This is a genomic window from Kamptonema formosum PCC 10802 (assembly GCF_000332335.1).
GTDB lineage: Bacteria > Cyanobacteriota > Cyanobacteriia > Cyanobacteriales > Oscillatoriaceae > Oscillatoria.
Genome location: NZ_KB235948.1, coordinates 5,789,681 through 5,815,238, shown reverse-complemented (window position 1 = coordinate 5,815,238; position 25,558 = coordinate 5,789,681). Strand labels below are relative to the sequence as shown.

Genomic DNA, 25,558 nt, shown 5'->3' with positions numbered 1-25,558 from the left:
GGTGGCTCTAAGCTGGTGGCTGCAGGTGTTTGGGGTTTCCCGCCGCTCTGCCCCTGGGCGGATGGCGGCAGCCCCCCCACCCCACCGGCCCTCTGTCCAGGGACATATCGCCGGCCTCCCCCCACCCCACCGGCCCCACCCCCTCGTGCAGATGGCCACTGGCCTACTGCTATAACCCCACCCGCCCTCTGCCCTTGGACATATCGCCGGTGTCCCCCACCGCAGGACGCCCCACCGCAGAAGGCTGGCTGGACTCTCTCTGTTATCTATAGCGGTTCGTTCTTCAGGAGTGAAAATTCTGTTTTAAATAAACTGCCGCCGTTCCGGTTACGCCAAGAAAAAAAACGAGACAGAGTTCTCACAAATTATTTAGACCTTCTATAGTTTAGAAGAGGTTCTCTCACTGTCAGTGGCCACACAAATTCCTGAATTCCCGAATCTCCTGCAGTTTCACGCAGTTGCGCCGGCTATCCCTCCCCTGCTATAATTAGTTATACAGAAACTTTCTATCTCTCGTTCCGGGGCAGAGCCTGGAAACGCAATCTGGAGGCTCCGCCTCCTTTCAAAGGAAAAGTCGGTTAAACCCCTAACAGCTTAGAATTATTTTAATAATTTTCTATATTTTTTGGAGCATTTATTTGCCATTTTCAAGGCTTATGCTGCTGGTTTGCAGAGCTAAATAAGTCTCAGAGCCATCTCTCTTAGTAGAGTTTTATAACCTCGCAGCAACGCGGAATATAATCCTGAGACTGTTCAGGGGGTTTAAGCCAACAACTCATCAGACACACTAAATTCCCTCACTGCCAATTGCGTGGCAACCGCATCCCTAGCATGACAGGTAAGCGCCTGATTCTTAGGAATTATTAAGTGCTTTAACGTCATCCCCGCTATCCCCACAAGTTTTCCATCCACCCACTCCATGCGAGCCGGGGGATTCGCCATAAAGTCTTCTAGAGAAAAGCCTTCAGTTCCGGTAGCAGTCAGCATAGCCCTCCACTCCCTCTTCACTCACTAATATTATTACAGGTAGCAGTTCCCATCGCCCCTCCTTCTTGGCGTTCTTCTTGGCGTTCTTCTTGGCGTTCCCTCACGGGGGCGGTTCAAAAAATTCTTTATCTTCCCCACCGGCACCACCGGCACCGCCAAAGCCTCTTATTATACACCAAGCATGCAGAAAGTCACAACAAGCCAGCACCATCACGGTCGAAGCCCCCATACGTCCCCCTCCGCCGCACAGACGTCACCGCACTTTCCGCCGCCGGCGATCGCGCCAATCCCCATTGCCGGCGGGGGGGTTCTGGTGTGCCAACTGCCTCAATTCAGGGTATTCTCTATGGGAGACAATCCAAGAGATAAGAGATGTCGGCGAGATTGTGCGCGAGAATATCTGTTAAAAGACGATGATCCCTCCGCACGGCTACCTCAACCCAATTGGGTTTACATCCAAAGAGCGTGACAGCCACCCTCAAAAGTCATCACCGGCGTCACCTAAGCGAGCAGTGCAGCGCGTCGCGCACCGCAGCGCCTTTCGCCCCAAATCCAATCCCCCTGTCGGGCGGGCATACATTCAGCCGGTGGGAGCCAATTGCAGGTCAGCTGTCCGCAGTTCCCTGTCAGTTGCAATTTCTAATAAAATTTCACGCCTATTGGCATCAAATGCTGCCATTCCCCATTGCCCATTTCCCACTGACAGACATCACAAACAAGACGCGACCCTATGGACGTTAATGAACTGCTCAAACGATATATAGCGGGGGAAAGGAACTTCAGCGGCGCAAACCTGACCGGCGCAGACCTTCGAGTTACTAACCTCAGCGGCGTAAACCTGAACGGGGCAAAACTGAATCAAGCCTTCTTGATTGGTACGAATTTAACAGGAGCCAGCCTATTTGGAGCCGAGTTAGCCGGCACCAACTTGGCAAGCGCCTGCCTGATTGGGGCAAAACTCACCAAAGCCAAACTGAGAGAAACCAACCTGAACGGTGCGGATCTCACCGGCGCAGACCTCGCTGAACTGTCCCTTTCCGGAATGCAGGTAATGGGCACCCGACTGTTCAGCACCAATCTAGCTAGAGCGAACCTGAAACTGACAGACCTCACAGGGTCGGACCTGCACAAAGCCAACCTGGAGGGTGCCGACTTAACAGGGGCTAACCTAACCGGCACAAACCTCTCCTACAGCAAACTGGCGAAAGCTTCCTTGCTCAGAGCCAACCTGACCGGCTCCAACCTAACCGCAGCAGACCTGAGTGAGGCCAACCTCACCCGCTCCAACCTGTCGCGAACGCACCTGACCGGCACAAAACTCGTGAGAGCAATCCTGTGGGATGCCAATCTCACAGATGCCATCATGGACCACACCAACCTAACCGGTGCCTCTCTCAACGGAGCGATCATGCCAGATGGCACAATCCACCCGGGAAGCACCTGAACCCAGCAGCTTTGGCAGCCTGTTGAGTTAAAACAGAATGGTGGCAGTGCGGTTCCGCAACAGGATCGGGCATCACAGACCATATCTGTAGGGGCGGGGCTGACCCGAAATATCTCTCACCCAAGGGGAGAGTGGGATAAACTCGCCCCCTCTGTTAGGGGCGGGGGCGACGGAAGCTTTCTAAAATTTCAAAAAATCTTCTAACCTTAAGTTCTATTGAAACCCCAAACGTTATGACCTTCATCGGCACCCGCTCCTGGCAGTATTTTATCAAAGCAGGCACACTCGCTGTCGCCTGCTACTGGGCGGCCAAACTGGCAACCTTGATTCCGGGGCTGGATGTGAAGGCATCGCCGGTGGGGCCAGCTGCCGGCCTTGCCCTCGCCGCACTTTTTTTGGGGGGCGAGCGCCTCTGGCCTGGGGTTGGGGTTGGGGCCTTTTTCTTTGCCCTCTCGCAGGGGGTGTCTGGAGCCGTAGCGGTGGCCACCGGCACTGGCAGCACCCTGCAAGCCGTCATCGGGCTGAGGCTGCTCAAGCGCATCGGGTTCCATCCCGCCCTGGAGCGCCCGCGAGATGTGATCCAGCTGTTTGTCGCAGCGATGGTATCGGCGGCTGTCAGCGCCACCTTGGGAGCCTTCAGTCTCTGTGTGGCGGATCTCGCCGATTGGAGTGATTTTGAGACGCTTTGGTGGAGCCGGTGGGTGGGGGACGTGATGGGGGTGCTGCTGGTGACGCCGGCGCTGCTGACTTGGCGTGAGTGGACGCACAGCAAGACAAAGCCCGATCGATTCCTGGAGATAGGTCTGTGGGTGAGCCTGCTAGTTAGCATCGGCTGGATTGTCTTCTGCTCCAGAACCCGCGTCTATATCGCCAAATATCCAATGGAGTACCTGCCCTTTCCTTTTGTGATTTGGGGAGCCCTGCGATTTCGGCTAAAAGGCAGCATCGTAGCCAACCTAATCATTTCTGGCCTTGCCATCTGGGGCGTGGTGCGGCAGAGTGGACCGTTTCTCAAGCACGCGAACACGACCAGCCAAGCCCTCCTCTCCCTGCAAGCCTTTATGGCTGTGGTCGCACTCACCTCTTTGGTCTTGGCAGCGGTGACTATCGGGCGGCAGAAGGCAGAAGTATCGCTGCGGGAGAGTAAAGCCAGTCTCGCCAACGCCCAGCGCATCGCTCAGTTGGGAAATTGGGACCTAGACCTGGCCGATCGCCGCCTGTCGTGGTCGGATGAAATGTATCCCATTCTCGGTCTGGTCCGGACGGCCCTCCCGCCCAGCCACGAGACGTTCTTGAGAGCGGTTCATCCCGACGACCGGCAGCGGGTGTGGGCGTCGATTCAAACAGCAATCAGCCAAAAAAAACCCTACAGCATTGACTGCCGCATTGTTCGGCCTGACGGCACAGAACGGATCGTCCACGAACAAGTGGAAATTATTCTCAATGCGGCGGGAGAGGCCACTCGCCTGACCGGCACAGTTCAAGACATCACAGAACGCGCCAAAGCCGAAGAATTCCGCCTAGCCAAAGAAGCCGCCGAAGAAGCCAACCGAGCCAAAAGCGCCTTTCTGGCCAATATGAGCCACGAGCTGCGCACGCCGCTCAACGCCATTATCGGCTACAGTGAAATGCTGCAAGAAGAAGCCGAAGACCTCGGCGAGCAAGAGTTCACTGACGACCTCAAGAGAATCAACTCTGCCGGCAAACAGCTGCTGGCGCTGATCAGCGACATTCTCGACCTCTCTAAAATCGAAGCGGGACGAATGGACCTGCATCTGGAAACCTTCCAGATCCAGACCCTAATCGAGGAAGTTGTTTTCACTATCGGGCCCCTAGTGGAAAAAAACGCCAATACTCTGGAGGTTTACTGCCCTGAGGATATCGGCTGCATGCACGCCGACCCGACCAAGGTGCGGCAAGCCCTGCTCAACATCCTCAGCAATGCCGCCAAATTCACCGAGGGGGGCACGATTCGTCTCGCGGTGAGCGCCCAAGCGGTGGACAGTCTTGCAGAGCGCCGAATCTCGTCTTATCAGGGAGACGGCGGGTTCCGCCCAGACAAACCCCTCTCACCGGCTCACCCCATCACCCCCACAACTTCCCCCTCCTCCTGGATCGTCTTCCGCGTCACCGACACCGGCATTGGCATGACTCCCGAGCAAATCGCCAAGGTGTTCCAGCCGTTCACCCAAGCCGACTCCTCGACCACGCGCCGGTATGGCGGTACGGGACTCGGGCTGACCATCACCCAGAAATTCTGTCAGATGATGGGTGGGGACATCGCCGCTGACAGCCAATTGGGCAAGGGTTCCACCTTCACCATCCGCTTGCCAGCTACAGTCAGCGCCCCCCTAACACAAACTCCGGTTAAATCCGATTGATTAATATCTATAGCGCACTAGGCGTTGGGCATTCCCTTCGTTCCGGGGCGGAGCCTGGGAACGCATATCGGGAGGCTCTGACTTGAAAAGGTTCGTAGTTGGGCTTTAGCCCTACCAGATCTCCCGCTGTCGGCCAAGTTTTCATGGGTGGCGGTGTGCGAAGTTCATCGTGACTGCCTCTCTTTCAGACACAAGCGGATTTAAAGTTAACAGTTTATCAGGAAGCATCCCCATCCGATTCCGGGAAAAATTGCAAGCGATAGCGATAAAGCGCTACAGGACGCCCGCCGGCAGCAAAATAATCCGGATCTTGCGGCGATAGATAGATAGCGGTCACTTGATCTGCTTCAATCGCAGGCAATGGTTGCTGCTGTTTCTGGTACGCCGTCGCCGTCTCCACTTCATTAAGGTAAACTCGACTCCCCGCCCGAAACTGCTGCACGAACATCTCGGTGGCCACAAACCTGTCCGCTGCCGGCCTCTCACTCAAGCGACCGGTGACAGTCGAGACAAGCTGGCTCGACTGCAGCAGCGTCACCTGCCGGTTGGGGGAATCCGGATCGACTTTCACCGACTTGACCGCCCCCTCGCCCAGATAAGCCCGGGCAATGCTCAACCCATTAAACCCCCGGTCCGCCACCACCGGCACCCCTTTCCCCCGCAATCCCCTGTTTGCCGGCACCACCGGCACCGGCACCGGCACTCCCAACATCGTACCCCTCCGGCTTCTCGCCGGTGCGGGCCCAAACCGGACGGGGAAACTCACCGGCACATTTATATAGCGGCGATTGCTTTCAAACCCGGGGCTGACCATTGCCGGTGCCAGGGGTGCCACCATATCCACCAGCGTGCTTGTCACCTTCCAGGTGCCCGCCATCCAATCTGGATAGGCCAAATCCCCATAAGCCGGCATCACCGGCGGCTTGCTCTCCCAGTTGGGAAATCTGGCCATCCGGTCGAGCAAAGGGCCCGCCTGGGTGCCGGCAGCCCCCCACAGCAGCACCGCCACCAGCAAACACAAACCCCAAATCCATCTCAGTCCCCAGCGCACCTGCCGGCACTCTCCGCCACTTGCCCTCATCTCTTAGCACACATTTTTTATTTTGTCAAGGATTTAGGGGGAAATTCCACCCTACTGTCAAACATCATCCTTCCAAAGGTGCCGGTGCCCAAACTTCGCCATACTGTTCCAGCAGCTGGTGCCAGGCTTCTACCTGTCCCGGTTCGTACTCTCCCGGTTTGCCCCACTGCAGGAAGGCGCTGAGGGCCGGCTCGTCGCTCTCGTCTTGAAAGCGAATCGCGTAGGTGGTAAAATTGCCGCGTTTTGCCTCGCCGGTCTCGAACTTGACCCGTTTAATTTTGTCCATATTCAGGTGAAACTCGAAGCCTTCTGCGTGCATATTGGCGTACTTGCCTTTGGGCAAATCGGCGTAGAACAGCTTCTGGATCTGTCCTTTGACCTCCAGCACGGCGGCGCTGCTGGTGACAATCAGACGCAGGGTGCCCAAAGTCTCGCAAGCTTCTAGAAATTCTTTGAGAGTAGCAGCCATAAGATTTTTTACTTCTAATTCGCTTATTTTTGTGACGCTGACAGAGCCGGTTTTCTTGGCGTAACCACCCTTTAGGAGCGGTTCAGAGTGCCTTACCCCGAAAAGTCCGGTAGAGATGGATAGTATAAATTAAATGCGCCATGCCTGAACGGATTGTGAGTTGTTTGTTTATGTAGGGGCGGGTTCACCAACAACCTGTGCGGCACAGCCCGTTCCGCTGAAAAACCCGCCCCTATCCCGATGGGATTCGCCAAAAGACTCTTACTTTTCGTACTGTTCGTAAGCCGCTACAATCTTTTGCACCAGCGGGTGGCGCACCACATCTGCCTTAGAGAGGTGGCAGAAAGCAATCCCCTCAACATTTTGCAGGATTTTCAGGGCCACGTCCAGACCCGAGGGCTGGTTAGCCGGCAAATCGGTCTGGGTGATGTCGCCGGTGACCACCATGCGGGAGCGGAACCCCAGGCGGGTGATCGCCATTTTCATCTGAGCCGGCGTCGTATTTTGGGCTTCATCCAAAATCACAAAAGAGTTATTGAGGGTGCGGCCCCGCATGTAGGCCAAGGGAGCCACTTCAATCACCCCCCGTTCCATCAGACCGGCAATTTTTTCCGGCTCGATAAATTCGTAGAGGGCGTCATAGAGGGGGCGCAGGTAGGGATTGACTTTCTGCTGCAAATCTCCGGGGAGGAAACCCAGTCTCTCACCGGCTTCTACTGCCGGTCGGGTGAGGATCAGCCGCTCGTACTGATTGGCCAGCAGGGCAGAAACAGCGAGGACTGCCGCCAGGAAAGTCTTGCCGGTGCCGGCGGGACCGATACAGAAGGTCAGGTCGTGGGTGCGCACCGCTTGCACGTACTGTCGCTGGCGGAAGGTTTTGGCGCGGATTTCGTCACCGCGACGGGTTTTGGCCAGGACGTCTTGCCGCAAATCGCGCAATTCCTCCTGCCGGTGGGTGTCTATGGCGTGGCGCGCGGTGAGGATATCCACCTCGGAGACACTCTTGCCGTATTTCCAGAAGTCTTCGAGTTCGCCCACTAGCCGGCGGCACAGCTCCACTTGATTGGACGTTCCGGAAATCAGCAATTCTTGCCCCCGCAGCACCAGCGCCGCGCCGGTTTGTTTGGACAGGATCTTCAGATTTTCTTCTTGATTACCGCTGAGCGCGATAGCGCTATCAATGCTCGGCAACTGAATCGTTGTGCCGTCTGTCATGCCAACATTCTTCTCCAAACTTTAGCCCAATTTTACCTTCCCAGTTGGCCACCCAAAACCTGCGCTCATACGCCTTTAGTGGCCTTTTTTAGAGCCTCTCTGGCGTCTTTTTCAGGATGAAAATTCACTATAACTGTCCCGTCTTCAGTCGTTAACAGCGCTTTTTTTACTCTGGTTTCCTGAATTGTAGCGCGTCAATTTTAAAGGAATTAAAGAATAATGAGTAGCAGCTATCAATTGACTTGCCAGTATATAACAATTGATGGCAACGTGCTGTCAGCCGTTTGCCAAAGGCGGGATGGGTCGTGGAATGAAACCTCTCTAGTTTTAATGGGAATTGAAAACATTGATGGAGTCCTGAGAGTTACTGACCCCAGCCAAGAGGCGAGTTTCCATCTCAGTTCCGAAAATATTTCTGTTGATGGAGATGTTCTGTCTGCTGAATGTCGCAAAATAGATGGTGACTAGGTGCCTAGCCAGATTGCCCTAAATGGAATTGAGAATATTGATGGAGTCCTGATGTACACAGGCGAGCCCTAGGTTAAAGGTTGGCTCCACAAGTCATACTTTGAGAAAAGAAACCCGCCTAGGCGCACCGGGCGGGCATTTTTGCGCCCGCTCCAGACACCCAAAACATTTCAAAAAGTTGCGGCGCGGGCTCGCGGTGCGAAGCGCACGAAAGCCAGAGAAACTCTTTGGAAAAATCAAAGATGACTCAACAAATTCCGGCTCTCCCCACCCCCTTGTTCCGGGCGACCGCAAGGGTCGCCCCGCAAGCCTGGGAATGTCAGGGAGGTTCCGACATAGCCTGCCAAATAGCGACCCTTTTCCCGAGTTAACTCGATCCGTGAGGGCGGGATCTCGAAGAAGAAGACCTGGGGGCACTTGACCGGCGGGCTTGAGGTTTTGGCCCCCTAGGTGCCGGTGGTCGGCTTGGCGGCGGAATATCCCGCGCCCCCGCCGCGCCTCCGTAGATATCCAGGTAGACCGATTGGCCAAGTGTCCGAGCCGACGCTTCCAGCACTGTCCGGATCGCCTGAATGTTGCGTCCGCCCCGACCGAAAACACGCCCTTTATCCTCACCTTCCAAGGCCACGCGGAGCCAGACCTTGGGCCTGCTGGGTGACATTTCGCAGTCCACTTTCAAGGAATCCGGCGAGTCTAAAAAGGGCTCGACTAAAAACCGTACCAGTCCAGCGTAGTCTGCGCCGGCACTGGCGGGTGGGGACTCGAAGTTCGCAGATAAATCAGCCACTGACTTGCTCGAAGATATTCGCTTTTTTGAGAATGCTGCGCACCGTCTCCGTCGGTTGGGCTCCTTGTTTCAGCCGGTTGACAATCGCTGCCTCGTTGAGCTTGGTTTCATTCGTTCTGGGGTTGTAGAAGCCCAGTTCTTCGAGAGGACGCCCATCCCGGCGAGAGGTGCTGTTTATCGCTACGATTCTGTAGCTGACTTCCTGCTTTTTGCCGTATCGCTTCAATCGCAGTTTGATCATGTTGATGTTGATGCCTTGTACTCCAGTTATGATTTTAAGCTATCAGCTATCCGCTACCAGCTTTTAAATTTCACCGGCTTGAGCCCTCTATTATACCACGAGAAAGCCAGCAGCCGCAAGCCTAACACAGCTGCCGGCGGAAAGTTTCTGGCTTCCATTGCTGGAGACGGACTGCTAAAGCGTCCCGAACCCCTTCTTTTTCTTTTCCTTTTTCTTTTTCTTCTGAGGGTTAGCGCCTCCGGGGTAGCCTCGCCAGCCGGGCTGTGGCGGGCGGTTGCCGCCCCAAGGTCCGCCGCCGGTCCCGCCGAGTCCAGGAAATTGACCCTGGCCCATCTGCTGCATCAGCGTGCGCATCTTGGTGAAATCCGTCACCAGCTTGCTGACTTCTGCCTCACTGTAGCCAGATCCGCGAGCGATGCGGCGGCGGCGGCCCGGAGTTCCCGCCAGCAAATCCGGGTTGCGGCGCTCCTCTGGGGTCATGGAATTAATCATCGCCTCAGCCTGTTTCAGCTGGGCTTCTCCCTGCTGCAGCTGGTCATCCGTCAGCTTGTTCATCCCCGGAATCAGCTTGATCAGACCGCCTAGCGACCCCATGTTCTTCATCAGCCGCATCTGCTTGAGGAAGTCGGTGAAGTCAAACTTAGCCGTGAGGATTTTCTCCTGCATCTTCTCGGCATCTGAGAGATCCACCGCCTCAGCGGCTTTCTCCACCAGGGTGACGACATCCCCCATGCCCAGAATCCTAGAGGCCATCCGCTCTGGATAGAACGGTTGCAGCGCCTCCACCTTTTCGCCCACGCCGACAAACTTAATTGGCGCTCCCGAAACTCGCCGCACAGACAGCGCCGCACCCCCCCGGCTGTCCCCATCCAGCTTGGTGAGGATAGCGCCGGTGATACCAATCCGCTCGTGGAAGGTGCGGGTGAGGGAAGCAGCTTCCTGACCCGTCATGGCGTCCACCACCAGCAGGGTTTCGTGGGGCTTGACAGTTTGCTTAATCCGTGCTAGCTCTGCCATCATCTCCTGGTCGATTTGCAGGCGACCGGCAGTATCAATAATCACGGTATCCACACCGTCTGCTTTAGCCCGCTCGACGCCAGCGCGAGCGATCTCTACCGGGTCTGTGCCGGTGCCCATTTGAAACACCGGCACCCCGATCTGCTTGCCCAGAGTCAGCAGCTGGTCAATAGCAGCTGGGCGGTAGATGTCAGTCGCCACAAGCAGGGCGCTGCGATTGAGCTTGCGCAGGTGTAAAGCCAGCTTAGCTGACGCCGTTGTTTTGCCGGTGCCCTGCAACCCAGCCATCAGCACAATCGTGGGAGGGGAATCCGCTGTGGCCAGAGGGACATTCGTTTCCCCCATCACCGCCACCAGTTCGTCATGGACAATCTTGACGAACTGTTGTGCCGGTCGCACTCCGGAGATCACCTCTGCTCCCTGCGCCTTGGCTTCCACCTCGGCAATAAATTCCTTGACCACCTGAAGATTCACATCCGCTTCCAGGAGGGCGCGGCGGACCTCCCGCAGAGCCTCTTGGATGTTGGACTCCGAAATCTTGTCCTGACCCCGCAGTTTTTTCCAGGCACCTTCTAAGCGTTCAGCAAGGGCGTCAAACATAAATCGATATGGGCTAGCTAATTTCTTTACTCTAGTGACACTGCCGAGGGGGCGGGCCTATCCCACCCTCTCGCTGGCTGACAGATATTTCGGGCGCTCCCCGCCCCTGCAGCTTAACGGTGCTGGCCTTTGAGGCAGTTGGGCCAAACCCCACACCCGCTCTTGACTTGTCTCGATACCGCACAGAAAGTATAGCACGCTTCAAAACCTAGAACCTAGCTGCCGGGGCTCTCACTCCTCTTTCTCTGGGAGGTCCCTCAGCTTTTGTGGCAGGTTTAGGCGCTGCGCGAACAATTTCTCCCCACTCCCGCCAGCGACCGCAGCGTTTTGGGCCCGGAACAGAAAGCCGGCGGGCGCTTTCCACTTGCCAAGCGATCCTAGACGGGCCGGCAGATTTGACTGGGGCGTGGTGTGTTACTCTCTTAATCTAAGGATGCATCTATATTCACAAAACAACCGCGAGGGCTTTGAGCCGGTGTGACATTCAGGGCGCAAGCCGTGAAGCTCCGCCGTACCTCTCCTCACAAAACTGGTCTCGCCCATTGCCCTTACCAGCCGGCTGAATATCTCTGGCGGATGATTCTGCTCTCTGTCAAAAAAGCCTGTTGCTCTGCTAGTAGCAACAAAACAGTTAAGAGCAGCGTCAACCGGCATATTGCCTGGTATAAATATCAGGTCGGTATCTGGCACGCCCCTCAGTGAATCCAATCAAGTCACTAAACCTATCGAAGTCAATGCTCGCATCGATTGAGCAGCGAGTGACGCGACTCCACAATATCCACCCAGCCGTCGAGTGGCGGTTTTTGCAGGAAGCAGAGCGGCGCAGCTGGGGACTGCCGCCCGAACCGATTGTCTTTGCGGATGTCTACCCGCTGTATGGCATTTCTGACATTCGGGGCTCCTCAGAAGAGCGCAACCAGGCCATCCAAGCGGATTTGCTAGAACAATTTCGGTTGGGGCTAGCGGTGGTAGAAGCCGTTTGCCAATCCCAAGAAAGTGCTTTCGGCGAACAGCTGCGCCTGGATGTGTTCCACTATATGGAGCAGTTGCAGGGCCAAGTGACTGTTGACGCTGAAGTCACCGCTACCCAGTACCTTAAAGATCACCTGGAAATCTACTTTGACTACTTTGCCCAGTGCGGGCCGGCTGCTTTAGCGGCTGTGGAAGCCTACCGGCTGGGCTGTGCCAACGATCGCGGGTGTGTTTACACCGCCCGCGCCCGCTATGACCAGACGATAAACCAGATTAACCAGCTGTTGCGGGAAACTTGGGATCGCTGGCAAGTGCGCATGCAGCAAATCACCCGCCACTACTGCGATATAGAGTGTACCGACGGCATCGATCACATGATTTATGCGGGGGCATCGATTGACCCGAAATTTACCCCTTTCCACCTGCGCAGTCTGCGCTACGAGCAACTGCGGGCCGTCTGCGACTGTGCCAGGACGGCCTTCCACATTCAAGAAGAGTGCGGCACGCAGATGCAGGTCACCCATCTGGTCTTGGTGCAGGACGCAACAGTGGACATTTTTCACGACGAACAAACCGAAAGCCTCTTTGACGTCCGGGGCACGCGCGACACCCGCTACGAAATTGTCAAGAAGCGCATTGACAAGGCTGTTGACGCCCAGACCCAAACTCGCATCACCCAACCGGGCGTGCTGACCTTGGTCTACTCCACTGAGGCCGAGTGGGCGCAATACCAAGAGTACCTGCGCTACTTAGCTCGTGAGGGCTGGGTGGATACGGAAATAGAATGCGGCATGGTGGAGCAACTGCAAGGAGTCAGCGGTCTGAAGTTTGCCCGCGTTCGCGTCCTGCCGGCACCTGAAAAGCAGCCCGACCCCAATCTTAACGGGCCAGCTCCCAGCAGCCAGCCCGATAAATAAATTATTAATTTGCATACAATTATCTGTGATGAGCGGAGGGCAAAAGGCTATTTACAAGTCTCTACTTTCCTTGTATAGCAGTATTCACTTGGGTTAAAACATTAGACCTTTAGGGCAGCCAGACGCTGGCCTACGTCTATATCCCAGTAGTAATATGGGTTAGGACAATAGGAGCCGGAGTGCGGGGGTGCAAAAGAGGCCGAAATGTACGAACCTAAGTGCCTACTGCTATATCCCAAAATTGCATAACATTAATATGCAAATTTAAGGCAAAACTCAGCTTGCTTCTGACGGTTAGCCCGCCGCACTACTCCAGGTGCCAGACTTCATTGTCCAACCGGCGACAGCCTTTGAGACCCAAACTGGGATTATTGCGATATTCTTCCTCTGGCACCCACACACTGATGGTCCCATTGGACGCGACCGAATAGAGGTATGCCACCGTTGGGTCGTAATTCAAGCCCACCCTCAAATTCGAGAAATCGTCCTCACAAATCTCAAAACCAAACCGGACGATAATCTGAGCCACTAAGCACTCAGCTGTATCACAGTATTCACCAGCGGTCTCTCTCTCTTGCAAAAATTTCTCTAGGAATGGCTTGAGGATGCGCCGCACTTTGTCGGGGCTGCCATTCCGACTGGCATAGATGATTGCAGGATTCCCTTCAACAATAATGTGACAGGGGGTGGCCATCTGTTTGACTCCTAGGTTCCGTTGATTGCCGCTCGCTCGGGCGGTGAGATGGGCTATCTTGATATGAAAAACTTCAGTCTGCCCATCTGAAACCATTAGATCACAATCTGATAGCACGTTTGTAGGAGTGTTTTGAGTGAACGCAGCTGAGAAGGCCCGGAGCTTTGAAGTGGCCAGCAAGATCGCGGCAGTGGTTAATCTATTCAAATCCGAGTTTCCCGGTGCCAGGGCCGATCTCAAACCCTGGATCAATGACCCGGACACTCAGGAACTGGTCGATCCCGATTCCATCGACATCGGTTTCCATTTCCCGGGCTGGAGCAGGTCGTTCCAGAGCCGCAGCATTCTGGTTCAGATCCGCTTTTACGACGACCCACTGAATGGCCACCGGCGCGCCATCGGGGTGGAGGCTGCTGGATTTGACCATCAAGGCAAACAGTGGCGATTCTCAACGGTCGAGGACTGGCGGTTTGAGGGCTCTGCCCAACCGGCACCGGCAGCGGCGGAAAAGCTGAAACAGTTTTGCCGGCAGATATTCGAGGTGTTCAACGGCTAGAGCAGTAGGGTGCCGCAGTGCGAGAACCCCACCGCACTTTCACAGCGTGGGGGCGGGTTTACCCCACATATCTGCTGCTGGCAAAGATTATTGGTGAACCCGCCCCTACAGCCCTTCACGCACCTTAGCCCTAGCCTCTAGCCCGTTTCGTTAAGCTGCAGCAGGATGGGTAAACAGAGCGATAAGCAGCAGAGCGCTTGCCGAACAAAGCGTACCGGTGGTCGCGAATCTGTTCGTAGACGCGGTCGCCTGCCCACTTCAGCCCGGGCAGGGCCCGATAGGCTGCCACAAACACGCTGCCCAAAGGCAGCAAGCGCCCAATCTCCTCAGCGGCGTCACTGCCTTGCCATCGGCGATCGGGGGCACCGGCGTCAATCAAAATCATGCCCAGCTCGCAGTCAGAGGGGGTGATGCCAAAGTCACTGAGAGCCGGTTCGTCTTGCATGGGGATGTAGGTAAACCGCTCCCCCTTATCTAAGCTTTCCAGCAGCTGCACCAGCGTGACGCACAGGTTGCAATTGCCGTCGTAAATTACATGGTAAGTCATGGGAGTAGCAGTTGCTGTCCGCACAGATGAAGAACTGACTACTATTGTGGAACAGGCTTTTAGGTTTTTCCAATTGAAAAAATGCCCGTCAGATGCCGGCGCACGCGGGACTCCCACCGCTCCCGCTCACAAAATGCCGATGATTCAGGGAGATGCCAGTGTGCAGGCCACCCTCAAAGCGGTCAATTAGGGGCGGGTTTACGCGAACATTAAGAAACCCGGTTTCTTAAAGAAACCGGGTTTCTGGTAACCCAAGGAATGACACGGCCAATTGACATATTTCCCAGAGCGCCAAAGATAAAGCTGCCAAATTGCCGGTGGTGCTGCGCAATTAAGACCGGCAATTTGCTTTCATAGATTTTGGCGGTCGCGATAACCGGCGACAGTCTGCTTTGGCCACTCCGAGCGCACCCGGCCATCCGTTCTGTCGCTACCGAGTGAGAGGCTGTGACCGCTGACTTCGTATCGTCCGAACCCAAATGGCAAAGCACCCACGGCAGGGATCTGCTCAATTCTTTCCTCAGCCCTGGCGTTTTATTATATCTGATAATGCCTGTCACACAGATCGAGCAGCTGTTGCAGAGGAGTCAGCACTCAGGAGTCAGGAGTTAGGAATGTTTTTTTCGGCTGAATTCTGTCTGCTGAATTCTGAGTTCTGGATTTCGCAAGGGGGTTCAAGACCTGCGCGTACTGCTGGGCAATAATTTCCGGGGTAAAGTGGGACATGAGGTAGCGCCGGCCCGCCTTGCCCATATGAGCTGCTAGCTGCGGATCTGCAGCAAGAAAGCGAATATAATCCGCCAGACTTTTTCCATCTCCATTATTGAAGGCCGCACCGCATTTGCCATCAGTCAAAAGCTGACGTAAATACGAATGTTTCTCACAGATGGCTGCAACGGGACGCCCAGCTGCTAAGATGCCGTAAAGCTTGCTGGGGGCAATCACACCTTCCAGTCCGGGACTAATGCTGACTAAAGACAAGTCAGCAGCAGTCAGCGAGTAGGGGAGAGTTTCTTTGTCTTGATAGGGCAAAAAAATGCAGTTTTTTAAGCCAGATTCGCGAACTCTATCTATACAAAATTGCCGCTTCGCACCCGCCCCAATGAAGACAAACTGAATGGGGTCATTTTGCAGATATTCAGCTGCATCTAGAATGGTATCCATGTCATGACATCGGCCCATGTTGCCAGAGTATAGAACCGTAAATTTGTCAGCTAGATTGTGCTGTCGTGCGAACCAATTATCTTTCTTGTCAATGGGTTTGATCCAGTCGGCATCTGCCCAGCTGTGAATGACGGAAATCTTGTCTTTAATCTCGGGACATTTGGCTGCGACGCGATCTCGCATCGTGGAGCTGAGGACGATCGCTGCCTGTGACCGTTTCCAAATCCATCTGTTGAGGGTATCCCAGAACCGAACGATAAAATGTTTAGGGTGGATGACTTTTAGCTCGACTGCCGCATCGGGATATAAATCGTAGAGCAGGCAAACATAGGGGACATTAAAGCATATATTAGCTAATAACCCCAGCACCGGCAAGTAGGGGGGCTCGGTGGTGATCAGCAAAATATCTCCCCGCCAGCAAGCTTTGAGTAAATGCAAGCCGGAACGCAGACAAAACATGAGTCCATTTAAGGCTCTGCCGCGAATCCGCTTGGGCCACATACGAGATGTGCGCGTTCGCCGAATTAAGATTTTCTCGGAAAATTCCAGCGGTGGAGCGGCATCTGTTTGGAAGGCATACCCGGGTTGGCCGGTGAAGATGTGGATGTGCATGCCTTGCCGTTCCAGCTGAGTGGCTAGCTCCTGAATAAACTGGCCGGTTGCGGCATAGTCCGGCGGATAAAACTGCGTGACGATCGACAATTTAACGGGCTGCTGCCGGTCGGCGCTGTGTCCGTTGCTCTCTTGTAAAGTTTTCACTTTGGTTAGAGTGGGCTTTGGTATCCATTTCTCGAAGAACCCGAGCATGGTAGATATCTGGCAGTGAATTTCCTTTCCCCTCTACAGAGATAGCTACTGACATCCGGACTTCTGGGTGGAGCGGGAGAAAATCTCTGCTACGCCATGCTGTTGAGGTAAATTTGCCTTAAAATTTTGTAATTATGCGCTTTTTGACAGGTTGAGCTGGATTGCCTGAGTAGATAGTCATCGGCTCGAGGCAGCGACCGGCGACGCCGCCCAGAGTGAGGACAGCACCTCTGCCCACCGTGACGCCTGGGCCAATGGCGGCGCGAGCGGCGATCCAGCTGCCTTCTTCGATGTGAATTTCAGCTGGGATGAGCTGGAAGTGAGGATGGCTCCAGTCGTGGTTGCCGGTGCACAGATAGACATCCTGAGAAATGCAGACGTGGCTTTCCAGGGTAACGGTGGCGAGGTTGTCAATCCAGGTGTCTTCGCCAATCCAAACACAGTCGCCCACGATCAGCCGCCAGGGGAATTTGACTCGCACGCCCGGTTTAATCCGCACCTTTTGTCCAATTTGAGCGCCGAAACGGCGGAGAATCCAGACTTTGAGGGCGGAAAAGGGGAGGATTTGGCTGCGAACCAGCGGATCTCCGAGAAAGTACCAGAGGAGTTGTTTGCAGAGGCGAGCGCCGGGGGTGTAGGTGCCGGTGGTGTAGTGGTCTAGATGCATGGGGTTTAAGTGTGGAGTTGAGGCGATTTCTGGGATACGCGCTAGGACGCCGGCGCTTTCGAGAGGCGATAAGTGCCGGTGCATAGCTGCTTCTTCAAATTTCGGCAATCAAGCGGACATGATATGACGCCCCTTACGGGAAGCAGCGCCAGCGTCTGCTGGCGCTAAGAACACTCCTTATTTCACCCCAGATTCGACAAAACAGGATTTTCAAAGCCGGCAAGCCGGTTGGAAAAGATTTAGCATAGAGTTGTCACTCAACTTGCTGTGCGACCATGACCGCTATTTTGCCCACAGCCCAACAATCGGAAATTTTCTACCCCAGTGAGGATGGTGAACCTGTGGCCGAAACTTACGATCACCTCTACGCCATGCTCACTACCTTGGAAGTCCTGAAACAATACCTAGCGGGGCGTCAGGCCACTGTTCTAGCCAACCAGTTTCTCTACTATTCTCAGGGCTTTCCTTCCTTGCGAGTGGCCCCGGACGTGATGGTTATTTTTGACGTGACGCCTGGAGGACGGGATAATTACAAAATTTGGGAAGAAGGACAAGTCCCTTCGGTGATTTTTGAGATGACTTCCAAAGGGACTCAAGACCAAGACCAAGTATTTAAAAAGACTCTGTACGAACAGTTAAAGGTGCGGGAATACTGGCTGTTTGACCCTGAAGGGGAGTGGATAGAGGAAAAATTGCGCGGGTATCGGCTCCAAGGAGAAACCTACCAAGCAATTACAGATAAACGGAGTGAGCCGTTGCAGCTGCGCTTAGAGGTGGAGGAAAAACTGATAGGATTTTACCGGGAGGATACGGGGGAGAAACTGCTGATTCCTGATGAGCTAGTGCGGGCGCTGCAGCAGGAAACTCAGGCGCGAATTGAGGCGCAGGAAATGGCCGAACGAGAGCGCCGGCGAGCTGAACAGGCGGAGGAACGACTGGAACAAGAGCGCCGGCGAGCTGAGCGTCTGGCGGCTCAGTTGCGAGCGTTGGGAGCTGAGCCAGAGGCTTAAAACCAGGCGGTCGCCATCGCACTTAATGCGGGAGGCGATCGCCTTATTGAGGCAAAGATTTTTGTAATTTGTCTTGTTCTATCAAACGAATCGATAAAATAAGTTCAGCGAGAGTTCGCTGGAAAGCGTAATACCAGCCGGCCCAGCCATCGAAGATTCCTCCTTTGAGGATTAAGCAGTAGAACAGGATTACAAAAGGAGCCAGAATTTTTTGCCGGCGGATACGGTCGCCAAAACTGAGTTCACTAGCCGGAGTCTCCAGTAATTTCTTCGCTTCGATAATCATATAGCGGTCTTGCGCCCACAGCCACCGGCTCAGGGGCTTGCGGTCGTCATGATAGATGTAGGAGGAAAGCATGCCAGACTTTCCATCCACCTGCAGCAGTTGTGTGTGTCCGTCATCGATATAAACCGCTTTCTCCCTTCTGAAGAGGACTTGGCGAGGGGGGAGCAATGTACCGCGCAGCGGTTTGCCAAAAATACAATATTTAAACCTGACAAAGTAGCCATCTACTACCGATTCTTTTGGTAGGGCTTCGATTTCAGCAATTAACTCATCAGTGAGAGTGTAGTCTGCATCCAGTGATAGCACCCAATCCGATGTAATCTTTTGTAAACCGTAATTCCACTGATTTGCGTGGGTGTCGAACTGACGTTGAAATAGCTGGACTTGAGGGTAGGATTGCAGGATGGCTAGGGTTATGTCAGTACTGTAGCTGTCAATGACTACGATCCTCTTGGCCCAAGTAAGGCTCTGGAGAGTGCGGCCAATATTGGGCGCTTCATTGAAGGTGAGGATGAGAGGAGTGATGACTTCTAGCATCGAATTTAAGCTCCTCTTAACTTTCCCTGTCTTTGACATAACAGGAACACAACATGGACTTCCAGAGATAGGGCACACCACCCGCAAAATTTAAATGGATATCTCTGTATCCTTCTTGTTTAAGTAAAGTCGTTAAAGTTTTGACAGAAAAAAACTTGATATGGCCCCCATCCCAAAGAACTGTGTAGTGACAGTCCATTTTGCCTGTGAGGGCTAGTGCAAGATTTTTTAAGTAGCCGTGATACGGAGTTGTGATAATGAAACGGCCCCCGGGCTTCAAAAAACTTTTAGCTGCTTTTAATAATTCTCTCGGATACAGCAGATGCTCTATAACTTCAACAGATATTACGGGATCAAAACTATGTGTTAATTCCGCAGGGGGCAAGTCATAGATGCTACCTTGGATGAAATGGCAATCGGGAAAACTCTGGCGAGCAAGTGCCACACCACTTTCGGACTGTTCAACGCCAACAACCTCATACCCTTGCTGTGCGACCAGGTGGCTCAGACTGCCATTGCCACAGCCAAGATCCAAAACCCGCAGCTTTTGCTGGCTGGAGAGCGGTTTTTGAGATAGCATTTCCAGTAAGGGAGATATTAAATATGCGTGGTGGTGTGCTGAATGATTGTCTGTGTATAGAAAATCGTCCTGCCTAAAACTTGCTTTCATAATTTAACAAACTTCAGGGACATGCTGCCCCTTTAGAATAGCTATGTACGCCTCAACCATATTTGAGGAAATCCGCTCCCAAGTGTAGCTTTCAAATATTAGCTTACGGGCGCGATCGCCCATTGCTTTTGCTTCCTGAGGGGTGCTCAAACACTGAATTAGAGCACCGGCAAGTTCACCAGCATTAATACTAACCACATGGGCAGCTTGAGCTGCTGCTGCTTCCGGAAAATTACAGCCAGTGGTAATGACACAAGGAAGTCCTGATGCCATGCCTTCTAATACAGACATACTGAAGCCTTCAGAATAGGAAGGAGCAACGTAGATACTGGCGGCAGCAAGAGCCGCATATTTGAGGGAGCCGGTGAGCATGCCGGTGAAAGTGACAGAATTTAGACATCCAGCTTCAGCAAAGTAACCCTGAGCAGTCGGGAGAAATCCGATGTTGTCGGGACCGGCAATCGCGAGATGGGTTTGAGGAAACTGGGCGTGTACTTTAGCAAAAGCAGGTGCAAGCAAGTCCAGCCCTTTTTTCGGATCGAGCCGGCCTAGAAAGATAATCAGCGTTTTATGGCGAGTGTCCGGAAACTTCTGATAAAAAAGCTCTGGGTCTGGTAGAGTTTCAAAGTCTTGTCGGTGAATTCCATTGGGAGCAATGACTATGGGGGGCTTGAGATTAAGTGGTTTAGCACCTTCTGCCTCAGTAGAAGCGAGCATTTGTATGGCACCGGCACGGTTCAGAGCTGGCTTTTCAAATAGGGCATAGTAAAAGGCCTTTTTCCAAGCCTTATAGGAGAGCGCCCAAGGCTCTAACATACCGCGAGGGGTTATGATATATGGGACATGATGCCATTGACAGGCCCAGTAAGCGGGCAAAATACAGGAAGAAAAGATAGCGTTAGTGTGTACCAAATTATAATCAGCTACATGCTGGAATAGCCATTTAGTTAAAGGCCAGCTGAATTTATAGTCGTTCAGCCACCAGTAAGGAAAGTATTGAATGCGGTAATATGTTTCAGCGATCCATGTATGAAGCGGAACATCTAGGCTGGAAGAGCCATTAGCGTTGGTGGTTACGATGTCAACGCTGATACCCTGCCTGCCGAGTGCTTGAGCTAGCTCAACGACACTTTTGGAAGGGCCACCATAAACGCTTCCTAGAGCGGGAATGATAATTAAAATATTCATAAGCAACTTAACGATGTGCCAAAGCATACTCAACTGCTTGCATCAAGCCTTGAGCAAAGTAATCTGGGGAGAATTTCTGTATGTGTTCAAGTGCCGCTTGACCCATCTTTTCCAGGTCAATTTCTCCTGAACTGATTTTGACCATCAACTCCGTCAGCTGTTGGCTATTTTCTGGATCGAAACCAAAACCGTTAACACCTTCAACGACCAAATCCTCAAAACAGCCACAGCGGTCCGAGACTAGCACGGGCAAACCAGCTGCCATCGCTTCATTGACCACCAGACCCCACTGCTCCTGAATGCTGGCGTGGATAAAGCAGCGAGCATGGGCGAAGTAAGGTAAGAGTTCATCTTGCTGAAGAAAGCCAGGTAGGTGAACGACATCTTTTAAGCCAAGCTCAGCAATATATTGTTCAATCTGTGAGCGAAGTGAACCATCACCACAAAGAACTAAATCCCAGGCATCAGAGCCTACAGTCCGACGATAGGCTGCGTAGGATAAAATAAGAAATAAAAGATTTTTTTTCAAAATAAAGCGACTGACTGTTAAAAAAAATGGCTGGTCAAGAGGCTGAGGTAGAAATCGAATCCTTTCCGGATGGTACTGGGCATTTCCTACTACGTCATAACCCAAAAAAATGGCTTTTGCCGGCATGCCTAATTTTATAAAATAATGCTTGTGAGGTCGCCCAGCTACAACCGCAGAGTGGAAACATTTTAATATCCAAGCCTTGAGAGTCTCTCTCAGCAAAAAGCGGCGTGAGTCATCTTCTTTTGAGTCAGAAAAAACAATAGCAATTTTGCGTTTAAATATGCACCAAATAAGAGCCCCTATCATAGTCGGTCTGAAATATCCAGAAATGGCTAAAATGTCTGGCTGAATTTGAGAAAGCGTAACATAGAGGTGCCAAATTAACTGGTCAAGCCTAGTTTTCTCGAGATCCCGATCTTTGAATAAAGACACTATAGGGAAAGGGAAGTTGGTGAGCTGAGTTTTCCAAGGATATTCGCCTTCGGAGCGAGCTAGCTCAATTCCTACTACTTCCCACTGGCTTTCTTGGCAGCGATTAAAGAGGGATTCTATTCGGGCTAAATGATAGGGCCCGTAATGGCTAAATAGCAGGGCTATCTTTTTCATAATTATATTATTTTACTGTTTTTTGCGACGAATATAAAACTAACGAACCTATGAAAATGCTGTAAAATACCAGGTCAGAAGTAAATCTGACTGTTCCGTGAGTAAGAGATACCATTGCTGGACTGGTGAGGCTGACATAAAAGAGTTGGGCGGCCACGCTCTGCCTGTAAATGGCAGAAAACCATAAATTTTTAAATAAATAGGCTACAAGGCCAAAAAATAGGCATCCTAGGTAATCAAACTGGATAAACGAATCTGCTATTCCTGTGGGAGTAGAACCCGTAGGTATTCTGTAGCTATACAGTAAGGATAAATCCCCATATTCTTTTTTAATTTGAAGTGCTTTTTTAATTTTTTTTCCTATTAGCTGTCCTGGAATGAAACGAAAAATTAGAGAGTTCCAATAATCTGCCCCATAACCGTACTGACCTGTTTTTACAGTAGCGTCTATTAAAATAGCGGCATTTCTAAGTTCCAACACTTTTCCTTCTTCTACTAAATTATTTAAAGTTTCTACGGGGCGCAATTCCAGCAACTGATCCCACTGGCCCTTGCCAGCAATTGCCCGATAGTCGTTTGTAAGAGGTATGATAATTAAAGCCCCCAAGATAGCAACAATAGCAATCCATCTGGGAGGAACCGATTGGCGGTAATAGTAAAGGCAAAGACCTATTGTAAGGATGAAAGTCGCAGCAGTTTGGCGGCGTCCAAAAAAAATAATGGTTTGAAGAGGTATCCAAGCAGCCAATATTGTTAAAATAATTTTAAACTTGCTTGGACGATTTAGTGTAGATGACAAAATAATCGTCAGCCCGGGATATATTAAGCCGGCAAAAAAAGCATAAATTGTTACCGGACCAGTCCACTGGCTGTTTTCTGTTGCGGATTCGGGCAATCGCGAAATCAAAAAAGAGAATATATACCCTATGAGAACAAAAAAAATGCCGCCTCTCAAAAGCCGATCTCCCTCAAGTGAGATGTCAATTCTTTTGATAAAATTTGTGCTGAGTGGAAATTGATAGCCCAGCCAGCACATCCCCGCACAGAGACATGACATGAGTAAAACTCTTTCTAGCGCTTCTTGACTCACCGGCCCCGGGTTGTTTATCAGAGAGATCGCCTGAGGCAGGATAAAGGAGAGAAAAATTGCACCCATGAAGAAGGGATATTGATAAATCCGATCGGGTCGAGTCATTCCCCAGCATAGCAGCCCCGTGCAAATGGCAATGAATAGCCACAAATAAACGTCAACCATATAGTTTTGGAACTTGTAGCAACAAGTTAGACCAGTCCAGCCCTGGACTGGAAAGGTCGAGCTGAGAATTTAGAAGTAATACCTAGTGATACAGGAACTCTAGGAGTCTATCAGGACGAACCGGCTCAGAGATTGCGGCAATTACTCATGACTTCAATATAATGGCCAAAGCGGGTTATCAGCAGTGTGCAGCCCGCTAACCTGACTCCCACAGACGCTGAAAGTCCTGGATGGTTCGCTCCCAGGAAGCGTAGGGGGCTTTGCGGCGGGCATTTTGCCTGAGTTTCTGGAACTGGTCTGGATTGTTGAGCAAGTTCTCAAGGACATCGGCAATGTCAGCGCCGGTGCAGTTATCTGGCAGAATCAGGCCGCACTCGGGGGGTATACTGTCACCAAGTCCGCCGGTTTTGGTAATCAGGGCCGGTAGCCCACAGCGGAGGTATTCTAGGGCAGCAATGCCAAAAGCTTCTTGATAGGAGGGGAGTGCCCCGATGTGACAGTTTTGCAGTTCCTTAACTAAGCGGAGAGGTTCGTGGAGTTTGTTGATAAAGCCTAGATGTTCAACTTCAGGATCGTGAGGAAAGAGATTCTCACGCGGACCGATGACGCGGATAATGGTTTTATAATGGCGCTGTCGCAGGAGGCGCGCACCTTCAAGGAGTCGGTCTAATCCCTTACGGAGGGGAACTTTGCCAACAAAGGCAATGCGGAGGGGGATGCGCTTACCATCCGGGGGGGCATCTAGTTCTGGGAGTTCTGAATTGTGGGTGGGGAAGGCGGACTCGGGCAAGTTAGCCCCTGGGATGATGGCGTGGACTTTATGAGCTGGGACATCACATCGCTCGATGACTTGACGAGCCGCCCAGGGAGACATGCAGATAACATAGCGAGCAGCGGCGTACTGCTCGCGTTCACGGGCTAGGGCATACTGAGCTGTGCGATGGCCAATCGTTTTGGCAATGCTGTAGTCGTCAAACAGGCAAGGCAGTGGGAAGTCTATGTAGTGGGAAAAGGGGATGCTTTTTTTGTGGCAAAGCTCGTAGGGTGGGAATAGCTGAAAGTGGCTGATGATTTCACCGATATCACTCAACTCGGCTTGATTGAGCAGGGCTTCATTGGCGCGGCGAGTGTATTGAAAGCCCCCTGGACGTTCGCCGCGCAGGGGGGCGGCTAAGTTCCAGAGCAGCCGTTGTGGCTTTTGCCGTTTGGGGTTGAGGGCAAGTCCGGTATTCAAGAAGTCTGCCCGTTTCCCCGCCTGTAGGAAGAAGTAAGGGATATTGCTCCAACAATTGATATCGTTGGGGTCGCCGATAGCTGCGACAGCTCGATGAGCCATAATTCCAGATTTTGCTCTCACACTAAGGAACGATACAGGTTAGCCAGAAGCTGAGCGGAGACTTCCCAGCTATAGCAGGTTTCGAGGGCACTGCGGGCGGCAATGGTACTCTCTGGCCAGGGTGGGTCTTGGCGACAGGCAGATTTAATGGCATCTGCCATCTGATGGATATCCCGGTTTTCGATGACTGCGCCGGTAGTAGGGGTTAAGATTTCACCAGAACCTCCCGGGCAGCGAAAGCCCACAACCGGCACGTTGCAGGCCATTGCTTCCAGGATTGTCAGGCCGAAAGGTTCGTGGCGAGAGGTGAGACAGAATACATCCATTGCTTGGTAGGCAATCAGCGGATCGCTCAACAAACCGGCAAAGCAAATGCGCTCAGCAATCTTCAACGTCTGTGCTTGGTGTTTCAGATTTTCTAGATCCGGGCCGCTGCCAGCTATCAGCCCCCAAAATTCCGAGGGAAGGGCAGCGATGACGCGCAGAAAATCGTCGGCTCCCTTCATAGCGTTGTGCAACCGTCCCACAAATCCTACAATTGGAGCATCTTGGGGTAAAGCTAAGGTTTGACGGGCACAATACTTTTCTTCTCGTAAAAGTGGGGTGTAATGGTTCAGGTCAACGCCATTGGAAATAACATGGAGGATATCTTTGGCAAACCCCACATTTATATGTTGACTTGCCTGAGCTTCCTGGGTAATGCAGGCAACTGCATCGGTTGAATAGCGTTGGCCGGCATACAGCAAACGAGTTTTCAGCGGTTGTGGTTTAGCAGTCCCACCGCCATGAGCGTGAATAATTTTTTTGTAGTGCGGATGGTGCAGGGTTAGCAATTGAGGCCAGAGGAGGTCATCGTGATGGTGAACAATGTTGGGCTGTTGCTGGCTAATATACTGTAGCAAATGAGGAAAACGAAAGACATCTCGGGAGTTGCTCAGCCCCAAATAATCGCAGCGATTTCCAAGCAGAGTGCTAAAAGGGCCGCGATCGCCATAGAGAAATAATAAGCGAGCATCAATGCCGTATTTGGGCAAACGCTTGACCAACTCAACTGCGACTCGCACGGCTCCACCAGTAGATGGGTCGTCGCGCTGGCAAATATGGATAACTTTCATGCAACCTCC

The 25,558-nt window shown here is 52.6% G+C and carries 27 protein-coding genes; 7 read left to right on the top strand and 20 right to left on the bottom strand.

Features of this window, described 5'->3' with window-relative positions; all coding sequences use genetic code 11:
• Positions 1-762 precede the first annotated feature (762 nt).
• Positions 763-987 carry a hypothetical protein gene (locus OSC10802_RS54825; RefSeq protein ID WP_026098800.1) on the bottom strand — a complete coding sequence of 75 codons (225 nt, stop codon included), beginning with the start codon at positions 985-987 and terminating at the stop codon, positions 763-765.
• A 100-nt stretch (positions 988-1,087) separates the two neighbouring features.
• On the bottom strand, positions 1,088-1,216 hold the full coding sequence (locus OSC10802_RS55855) for a hypothetical protein (protein ID WP_255349174.1): 129 nt from the start codon (positions 1,214-1,216) through the stop codon (positions 1,088-1,090).
• 501 nt (positions 1,217-1,717) lie between these two features.
• On the opposite strand from OSC10802_RS55855, the gene OSC10802_RS0125595 reads away from it, so the two are divergent.
• Both OSC10802_RS0125595 and OSC10802_RS0125590 read left to right on the top strand, forming a co-directional pair.
• Positions 1,718-2,431 carry a pentapeptide repeat-containing protein gene (locus tag OSC10802_RS0125595; RefSeq protein ID WP_017719629.1) on the top strand — a complete coding sequence of 238 codons (714 nt, stop codon included), beginning with the start codon at positions 1,718-1,720 and terminating at the stop codon, positions 2,429-2,431.
• Between the two features lie 233 nt (positions 2,432-2,664).
• A complete protein-coding gene (locus tag OSC10802_RS0125590; RefSeq protein ID WP_017719628.1) occupies positions 2,665-4,812 on the top strand; it encodes an MASE1 domain-containing protein in 2,148 nt (715 codons plus the stop codon).
• A gap of 217 nt (positions 4,813-5,029) precedes the next feature.
• On the opposite strand, the gene OSC10802_RS0125585 is transcribed toward OSC10802_RS0125590, so the two are convergent.
• The 3 genes from OSC10802_RS0125585 to OSC10802_RS0125575 all read right to left on the bottom strand — a co-directional run bounded on the left by OSC10802_RS0125585 (position 5,030) and on the right by OSC10802_RS0125575 (position 7,577).
• Complete coding sequence (locus OSC10802_RS0125585; RefSeq protein ID WP_017719627.1) at positions 5,030-5,893, bottom strand: DUF6816 family protein; 864 nt, start codon at positions 5,891-5,893, stop codon at positions 5,030-5,032.
• Between the two features lie 64 nt (positions 5,894-5,957).
• On the bottom strand, positions 5,958-6,389 hold the full coding sequence (locus OSC10802_RS0125580) for a ChuX/HutX family heme-like substrate-binding protein (protein ID WP_071593354.1): 432 nt from the start codon (positions 6,387-6,389) through the stop codon (positions 5,958-5,960).
• Between the two features lie 234 nt (positions 6,390-6,623).
• Positions 6,624-7,577, bottom strand: coding sequence for a PhoH family protein (locus OSC10802_RS0125575; RefSeq protein WP_017719625.1), 954 nt, complete (start codon positions 7,575-7,577; stop codon positions 6,624-6,626).
• Positions 7,578-7,796: 219 nt separating this feature from the next.
• Between OSC10802_RS0125575 and OSC10802_RS0125570 the strand changes: the two genes are divergently transcribed.
• Positions 7,797-8,045 carry a CVNH domain-containing protein gene (locus OSC10802_RS0125570; RefSeq protein WP_017719624.1) on the top strand — a complete coding sequence of 83 codons (249 nt, stop codon included), beginning with the start codon at positions 7,797-7,799 and terminating at the stop codon, positions 8,043-8,045.
• A 367-nt stretch (positions 8,046-8,412) separates the two neighbouring features.
• Here the strand turns inward: OSC10802_RS0125570 and OSC10802_RS46655 are convergent, their stop codons facing one another.
• The 3 genes from OSC10802_RS46655 to ffh all read right to left on the bottom strand — a co-directional run bounded on the left by OSC10802_RS46655 (position 8,413) and on the right by ffh (position 10,690).
• Positions 8,413-8,832 (bottom strand): KH domain-containing protein, encoded by a 420-nt coding sequence (locus tag OSC10802_RS46655; RefSeq protein WP_071593353.1) that lies wholly within the window; start codon positions 8,830-8,832, stop codon positions 8,413-8,415.
• Positions 8,825-9,073: a 30S ribosomal protein S16 gene (gene rpsP / locus OSC10802_RS0125565; protein ID WP_017719623.1), complete on the bottom strand. Its 249-nt coding sequence runs from the start codon at positions 9,071-9,073 to the stop codon at positions 8,825-8,827. Before rpsP ends, OSC10802_RS46655 begins: the two co-directional genes overlap by 8 nt.
• Before the next feature lie 174 nt (positions 9,074-9,247).
• On the bottom strand, positions 9,248-10,690 hold the full coding sequence (gene ffh / locus OSC10802_RS0125560; RefSeq protein ID WP_017719621.1) for a signal recognition particle protein: 1,443 nt from the start codon (positions 10,688-10,690) through the stop codon (positions 9,248-9,250).
• 734 nt (positions 10,691-11,424) lie between these two features.
• Between ffh and OSC10802_RS41775 the strand changes: the two genes are divergently transcribed.
• Complete coding sequence (locus OSC10802_RS41775) at positions 11,425-12,579, top strand: hypothetical protein (protein WP_017719620.1); 1,155 nt, start codon at positions 11,425-11,427, stop codon at positions 12,577-12,579.
• Between the two features lie 307 nt (positions 12,580-12,886).
• On the opposite strand, the gene OSC10802_RS0125550 is transcribed toward OSC10802_RS41775, so the two are convergent.
• Complete coding sequence (locus OSC10802_RS0125550) at positions 12,887-13,273, bottom strand: hypothetical protein (protein ID WP_026098798.1); 387 nt, start codon at positions 13,271-13,273, stop codon at positions 12,887-12,889.
• 136 nt (positions 13,274-13,409) lie between these two features.
• Between OSC10802_RS0125550 and OSC10802_RS0125545 the strand changes: the two genes are divergently transcribed.
• Positions 13,410-13,829: a Tery_1686 family protein gene (locus OSC10802_RS0125545; protein WP_017719618.1), complete on the top strand. Its 420-nt coding sequence runs from the start codon at positions 13,410-13,412 to the stop codon at positions 13,827-13,829.
• A 130-nt stretch (positions 13,830-13,959) separates the two neighbouring features.
• Here OSC10802_RS0125545 and OSC10802_RS0125540 read toward each other — a convergent pair whose 3' ends face one another.
• On the bottom strand, positions 13,960-14,376 hold the full coding sequence (locus OSC10802_RS0125540) for a thiol-disulfide oxidoreductase DCC family protein (RefSeq protein ID WP_017719617.1): 417 nt from the start codon (positions 14,374-14,376) through the stop codon (positions 13,960-13,962).
• On the opposite strand from OSC10802_RS0125540, the gene OSC10802_RS0125535 reads away from it, so the two are divergent.
• The gene (locus tag OSC10802_RS0125535; protein ID WP_017719616.1) at positions 14,375-14,566 is read left to right on the top strand and encodes a hypothetical protein; all 192 of its coding nucleotides are present in this window, start codon (positions 14,375-14,377) and stop codon (positions 14,564-14,566) included. The two genes, OSC10802_RS0125540 and OSC10802_RS0125535, sit on opposite strands and share 2 nt — an antisense overlap.
• Positions 14,567-14,727: 161 nt before the next feature.
• On the opposite strand, the gene OSC10802_RS51035 is transcribed toward OSC10802_RS0125535, so the two are convergent.
• From OSC10802_RS51035 to OSC10802_RS0125520, 3 genes are all read right to left on the bottom strand, one after another.
• The gene (locus OSC10802_RS51035; RefSeq protein WP_155968371.1) at positions 14,728-14,871 is read right to left on the bottom strand and encodes a hypothetical protein; all 144 of its coding nucleotides are present in this window, start codon (positions 14,869-14,871) and stop codon (positions 14,728-14,730) included.
• A 99-nt stretch (positions 14,872-14,970) separates the two neighbouring features.
• Positions 14,971-16,299, bottom strand: a complete 1,329-nt coding sequence (locus tag OSC10802_RS0125525) for a glycosyltransferase family 4 protein (protein WP_044171562.1) — start codon at positions 16,297-16,299, stop codon at positions 14,971-14,973.
• Between the two features lie 166 nt (positions 16,300-16,465).
• Entirely contained in the window at positions 16,466-17,098 is a 633-nt protein-coding gene (locus OSC10802_RS0125520; RefSeq protein WP_232731753.1) for a WcaF family extracellular polysaccharide biosynthesis acetyltransferase, read from the bottom strand.
• Between the two features lie 191 nt (positions 17,099-17,289).
• Here OSC10802_RS0125520 and OSC10802_RS0125515 point away from each other — a divergent pair, with 191 nt between their 5' ends.
• A complete protein-coding gene (locus OSC10802_RS0125515) occupies positions 17,290-18,024 on the top strand; it encodes a Uma2 family endonuclease (RefSeq protein ID WP_017719612.1) in 735 nt (244 codons plus the stop codon).
• Positions 18,025-18,067: 43 nt separating this feature from the next.
• Here the strand turns inward: OSC10802_RS0125515 and OSC10802_RS0125510 are convergent, their stop codons facing one another.
• From OSC10802_RS0125510 to OSC10802_RS44825, 7 genes are all read right to left on the bottom strand, one after another.
• Positions 18,068-18,847: a glycosyltransferase family 2 protein gene (locus tag OSC10802_RS0125510; RefSeq protein ID WP_017719611.1), complete on the bottom strand. Its 780-nt coding sequence runs from the start codon at positions 18,845-18,847 to the stop codon at positions 18,068-18,070.
• Between the two features lie 16 nt (positions 18,848-18,863).
• Entirely contained in the window at positions 18,864-19,517 is a 654-nt protein-coding gene (locus tag OSC10802_RS0125505) for a class I SAM-dependent methyltransferase (protein WP_017719610.1), read from the bottom strand.
• Positions 19,518-19,520: 3 nt separating this feature from the next.
• Positions 19,521-20,705: a glycosyltransferase gene (locus OSC10802_RS0125500; RefSeq protein WP_044171559.1), complete on the bottom strand. Its 1,185-nt coding sequence runs from the start codon at positions 20,703-20,705 to the stop codon at positions 19,521-19,523.
• A gap of 7 nt (positions 20,706-20,712) precedes the next feature.
• On the bottom strand, positions 20,713-21,843 hold the full coding sequence (locus OSC10802_RS0125495; RefSeq protein ID WP_017719608.1) for a glycosyltransferase: 1,131 nt from the start codon (positions 21,841-21,843) through the stop codon (positions 20,713-20,715).
• Positions 21,844-21,850: 7 nt separating this feature from the next.
• Entirely contained in the window at positions 21,851-23,098 is a 1,248-nt protein-coding gene (locus tag OSC10802_RS41770; RefSeq protein ID WP_017719607.1) for a hypothetical protein, read from the bottom strand.
• Positions 23,099-23,294: 196 nt separating this feature from the next.
• Complete coding sequence (locus OSC10802_RS0125485; RefSeq protein ID WP_017719606.1) at positions 23,295-24,434, bottom strand: glycosyltransferase family 4 protein; 1,140 nt, start codon at positions 24,432-24,434, stop codon at positions 23,295-23,297.
• Positions 24,435-24,451: 17 nt separating this feature from the next.
• Positions 24,452-25,549: a glycosyltransferase family 4 protein gene (locus OSC10802_RS44825; protein WP_017719605.1), complete on the bottom strand. Its 1,098-nt coding sequence runs from the start codon at positions 25,547-25,549 to the stop codon at positions 24,452-24,454.
• Positions 25,550-25,558: the final 9 nt, after the last annotated feature.

Coding starts and splice junctions, on each gene's coding strand:
- OSC10802_RS0125540 (WP_017719617.1), bottom strand. CDS start 14,376: ATGACTTACCATGTAATTTACGACGGCAATTGCAACCTGTGCGTCACG.
- OSC10802_RS0125515 (WP_017719612.1), top strand. CDS start 17,290: ATGACCGCTATTTTGCCCACAGCCCAACAATCGGAAATTTTCTACCCC.
- OSC10802_RS0125495 (WP_017719608.1), bottom strand. CDS start 21,843: ATGAAAAAGATAGCCCTGCTATTTAGCCATTACGGGCCCTATCATTTA.
- OSC10802_RS0125550 (WP_026098798.1), bottom strand. CDS start 13,273: ATGGCCACCCCCTGTCACATTATTGTTGAAGGGAATCCTGCAATCATC.
- ffh (WP_017719621.1), bottom strand. CDS start 10,690: ATGTTTGACGCCCTTGCTGAACGCTTAGAAGGTGCCTGGAAAAAACTG.
- OSC10802_RS0125505 (WP_017719610.1), bottom strand. CDS start 19,517: ATGAAAGCAAGTTTTAGGCAGGACGATTTTCTATACACAGACAATCAT.
- OSC10802_RS55855 (WP_255349174.1), bottom strand. CDS start 1,216: ATGGGGGCTTCGACCGTGATGGTGCTGGCTTGTTGTGACTTTCTGCAT.
- OSC10802_RS44825 (WP_017719605.1), bottom strand. CDS start 25,549: ATGAAAGTTATCCATATTTGCCAGCGCGACGACCCATCTACTGGTGGA.
- OSC10802_RS41775 (WP_017719620.1), top strand. CDS start 11,425: ATGCTCGCATCGATTGAGCAGCGAGTGACGCGACTCCACAATATCCAC.
- OSC10802_RS0125510 (WP_017719611.1), bottom strand. CDS start 18,847: ATGCTAGAAGTCATCACTCCTCTCATCCTCACCTTCAATGAAGCGCCC.
- OSC10802_RS0125485 (WP_017719606.1), bottom strand. CDS start 24,434: ATGGCTCATCGAGCTGTCGCAGCTATCGGCGACCCCAACGATATCAAT.
- OSC10802_RS0125520 (WP_232731753.1), bottom strand. CDS start 17,098: ATGCACCGGCACTTATCGCCTCTCGAAAGCGCCGGCGTCCTAGCGCGT.
- OSC10802_RS0125570 (WP_017719624.1), top strand. CDS start 7,797: ATGAGTAGCAGCTATCAATTGACTTGCCAGTATATAACAATTGATGGC.
- OSC10802_RS0125500 (WP_044171559.1), bottom strand. CDS start 20,705: ATGAATATTTTAATTATCATTCCCGCTCTAGGAAGCGTTTATGGTGGC.
- rpsP (WP_017719623.1), bottom strand. CDS start 9,073: ATGATCAAACTGCGATTGAAGCGATACGGCAAAAAGCAGGAAGTCAGC.
- OSC10802_RS41770 (WP_017719607.1), bottom strand. CDS start 23,098: ATGGTTGACGTTTATTTGTGGCTATTCATTGCCATTTGCACGGGGCTG.
- OSC10802_RS0125590 (WP_017719628.1), top strand. CDS start 2,665: ATGACCTTCATCGGCACCCGCTCCTGGCAGTATTTTATCAAAGCAGGC.
- OSC10802_RS0125575 (WP_017719625.1), bottom strand. CDS start 7,577: ATGACAGACGGCACAACGATTCAGTTGCCGAGCATTGATAGCGCTATC.
- OSC10802_RS0125595 (WP_017719629.1), top strand. CDS start 1,718: ATGGACGTTAATGAACTGCTCAAACGATATATAGCGGGGGAAAGGAAC.
- OSC10802_RS0125585 (WP_017719627.1), bottom strand. CDS start 5,893: ATGAGGGCAAGTGGCGGAGAGTGCCGGCAGGTGCGCTGGGGACTGAGA.
- OSC10802_RS0125535 (WP_017719616.1), top strand. CDS start 14,375: ATGGGAGTAGCAGTTGCTGTCCGCACAGATGAAGAACTGACTACTATT.
- OSC10802_RS54825 (WP_026098800.1), bottom strand. CDS start 987: ATGCTGACTGCTACCGGAACTGAAGGCTTTTCTCTAGAAGACTTTATG.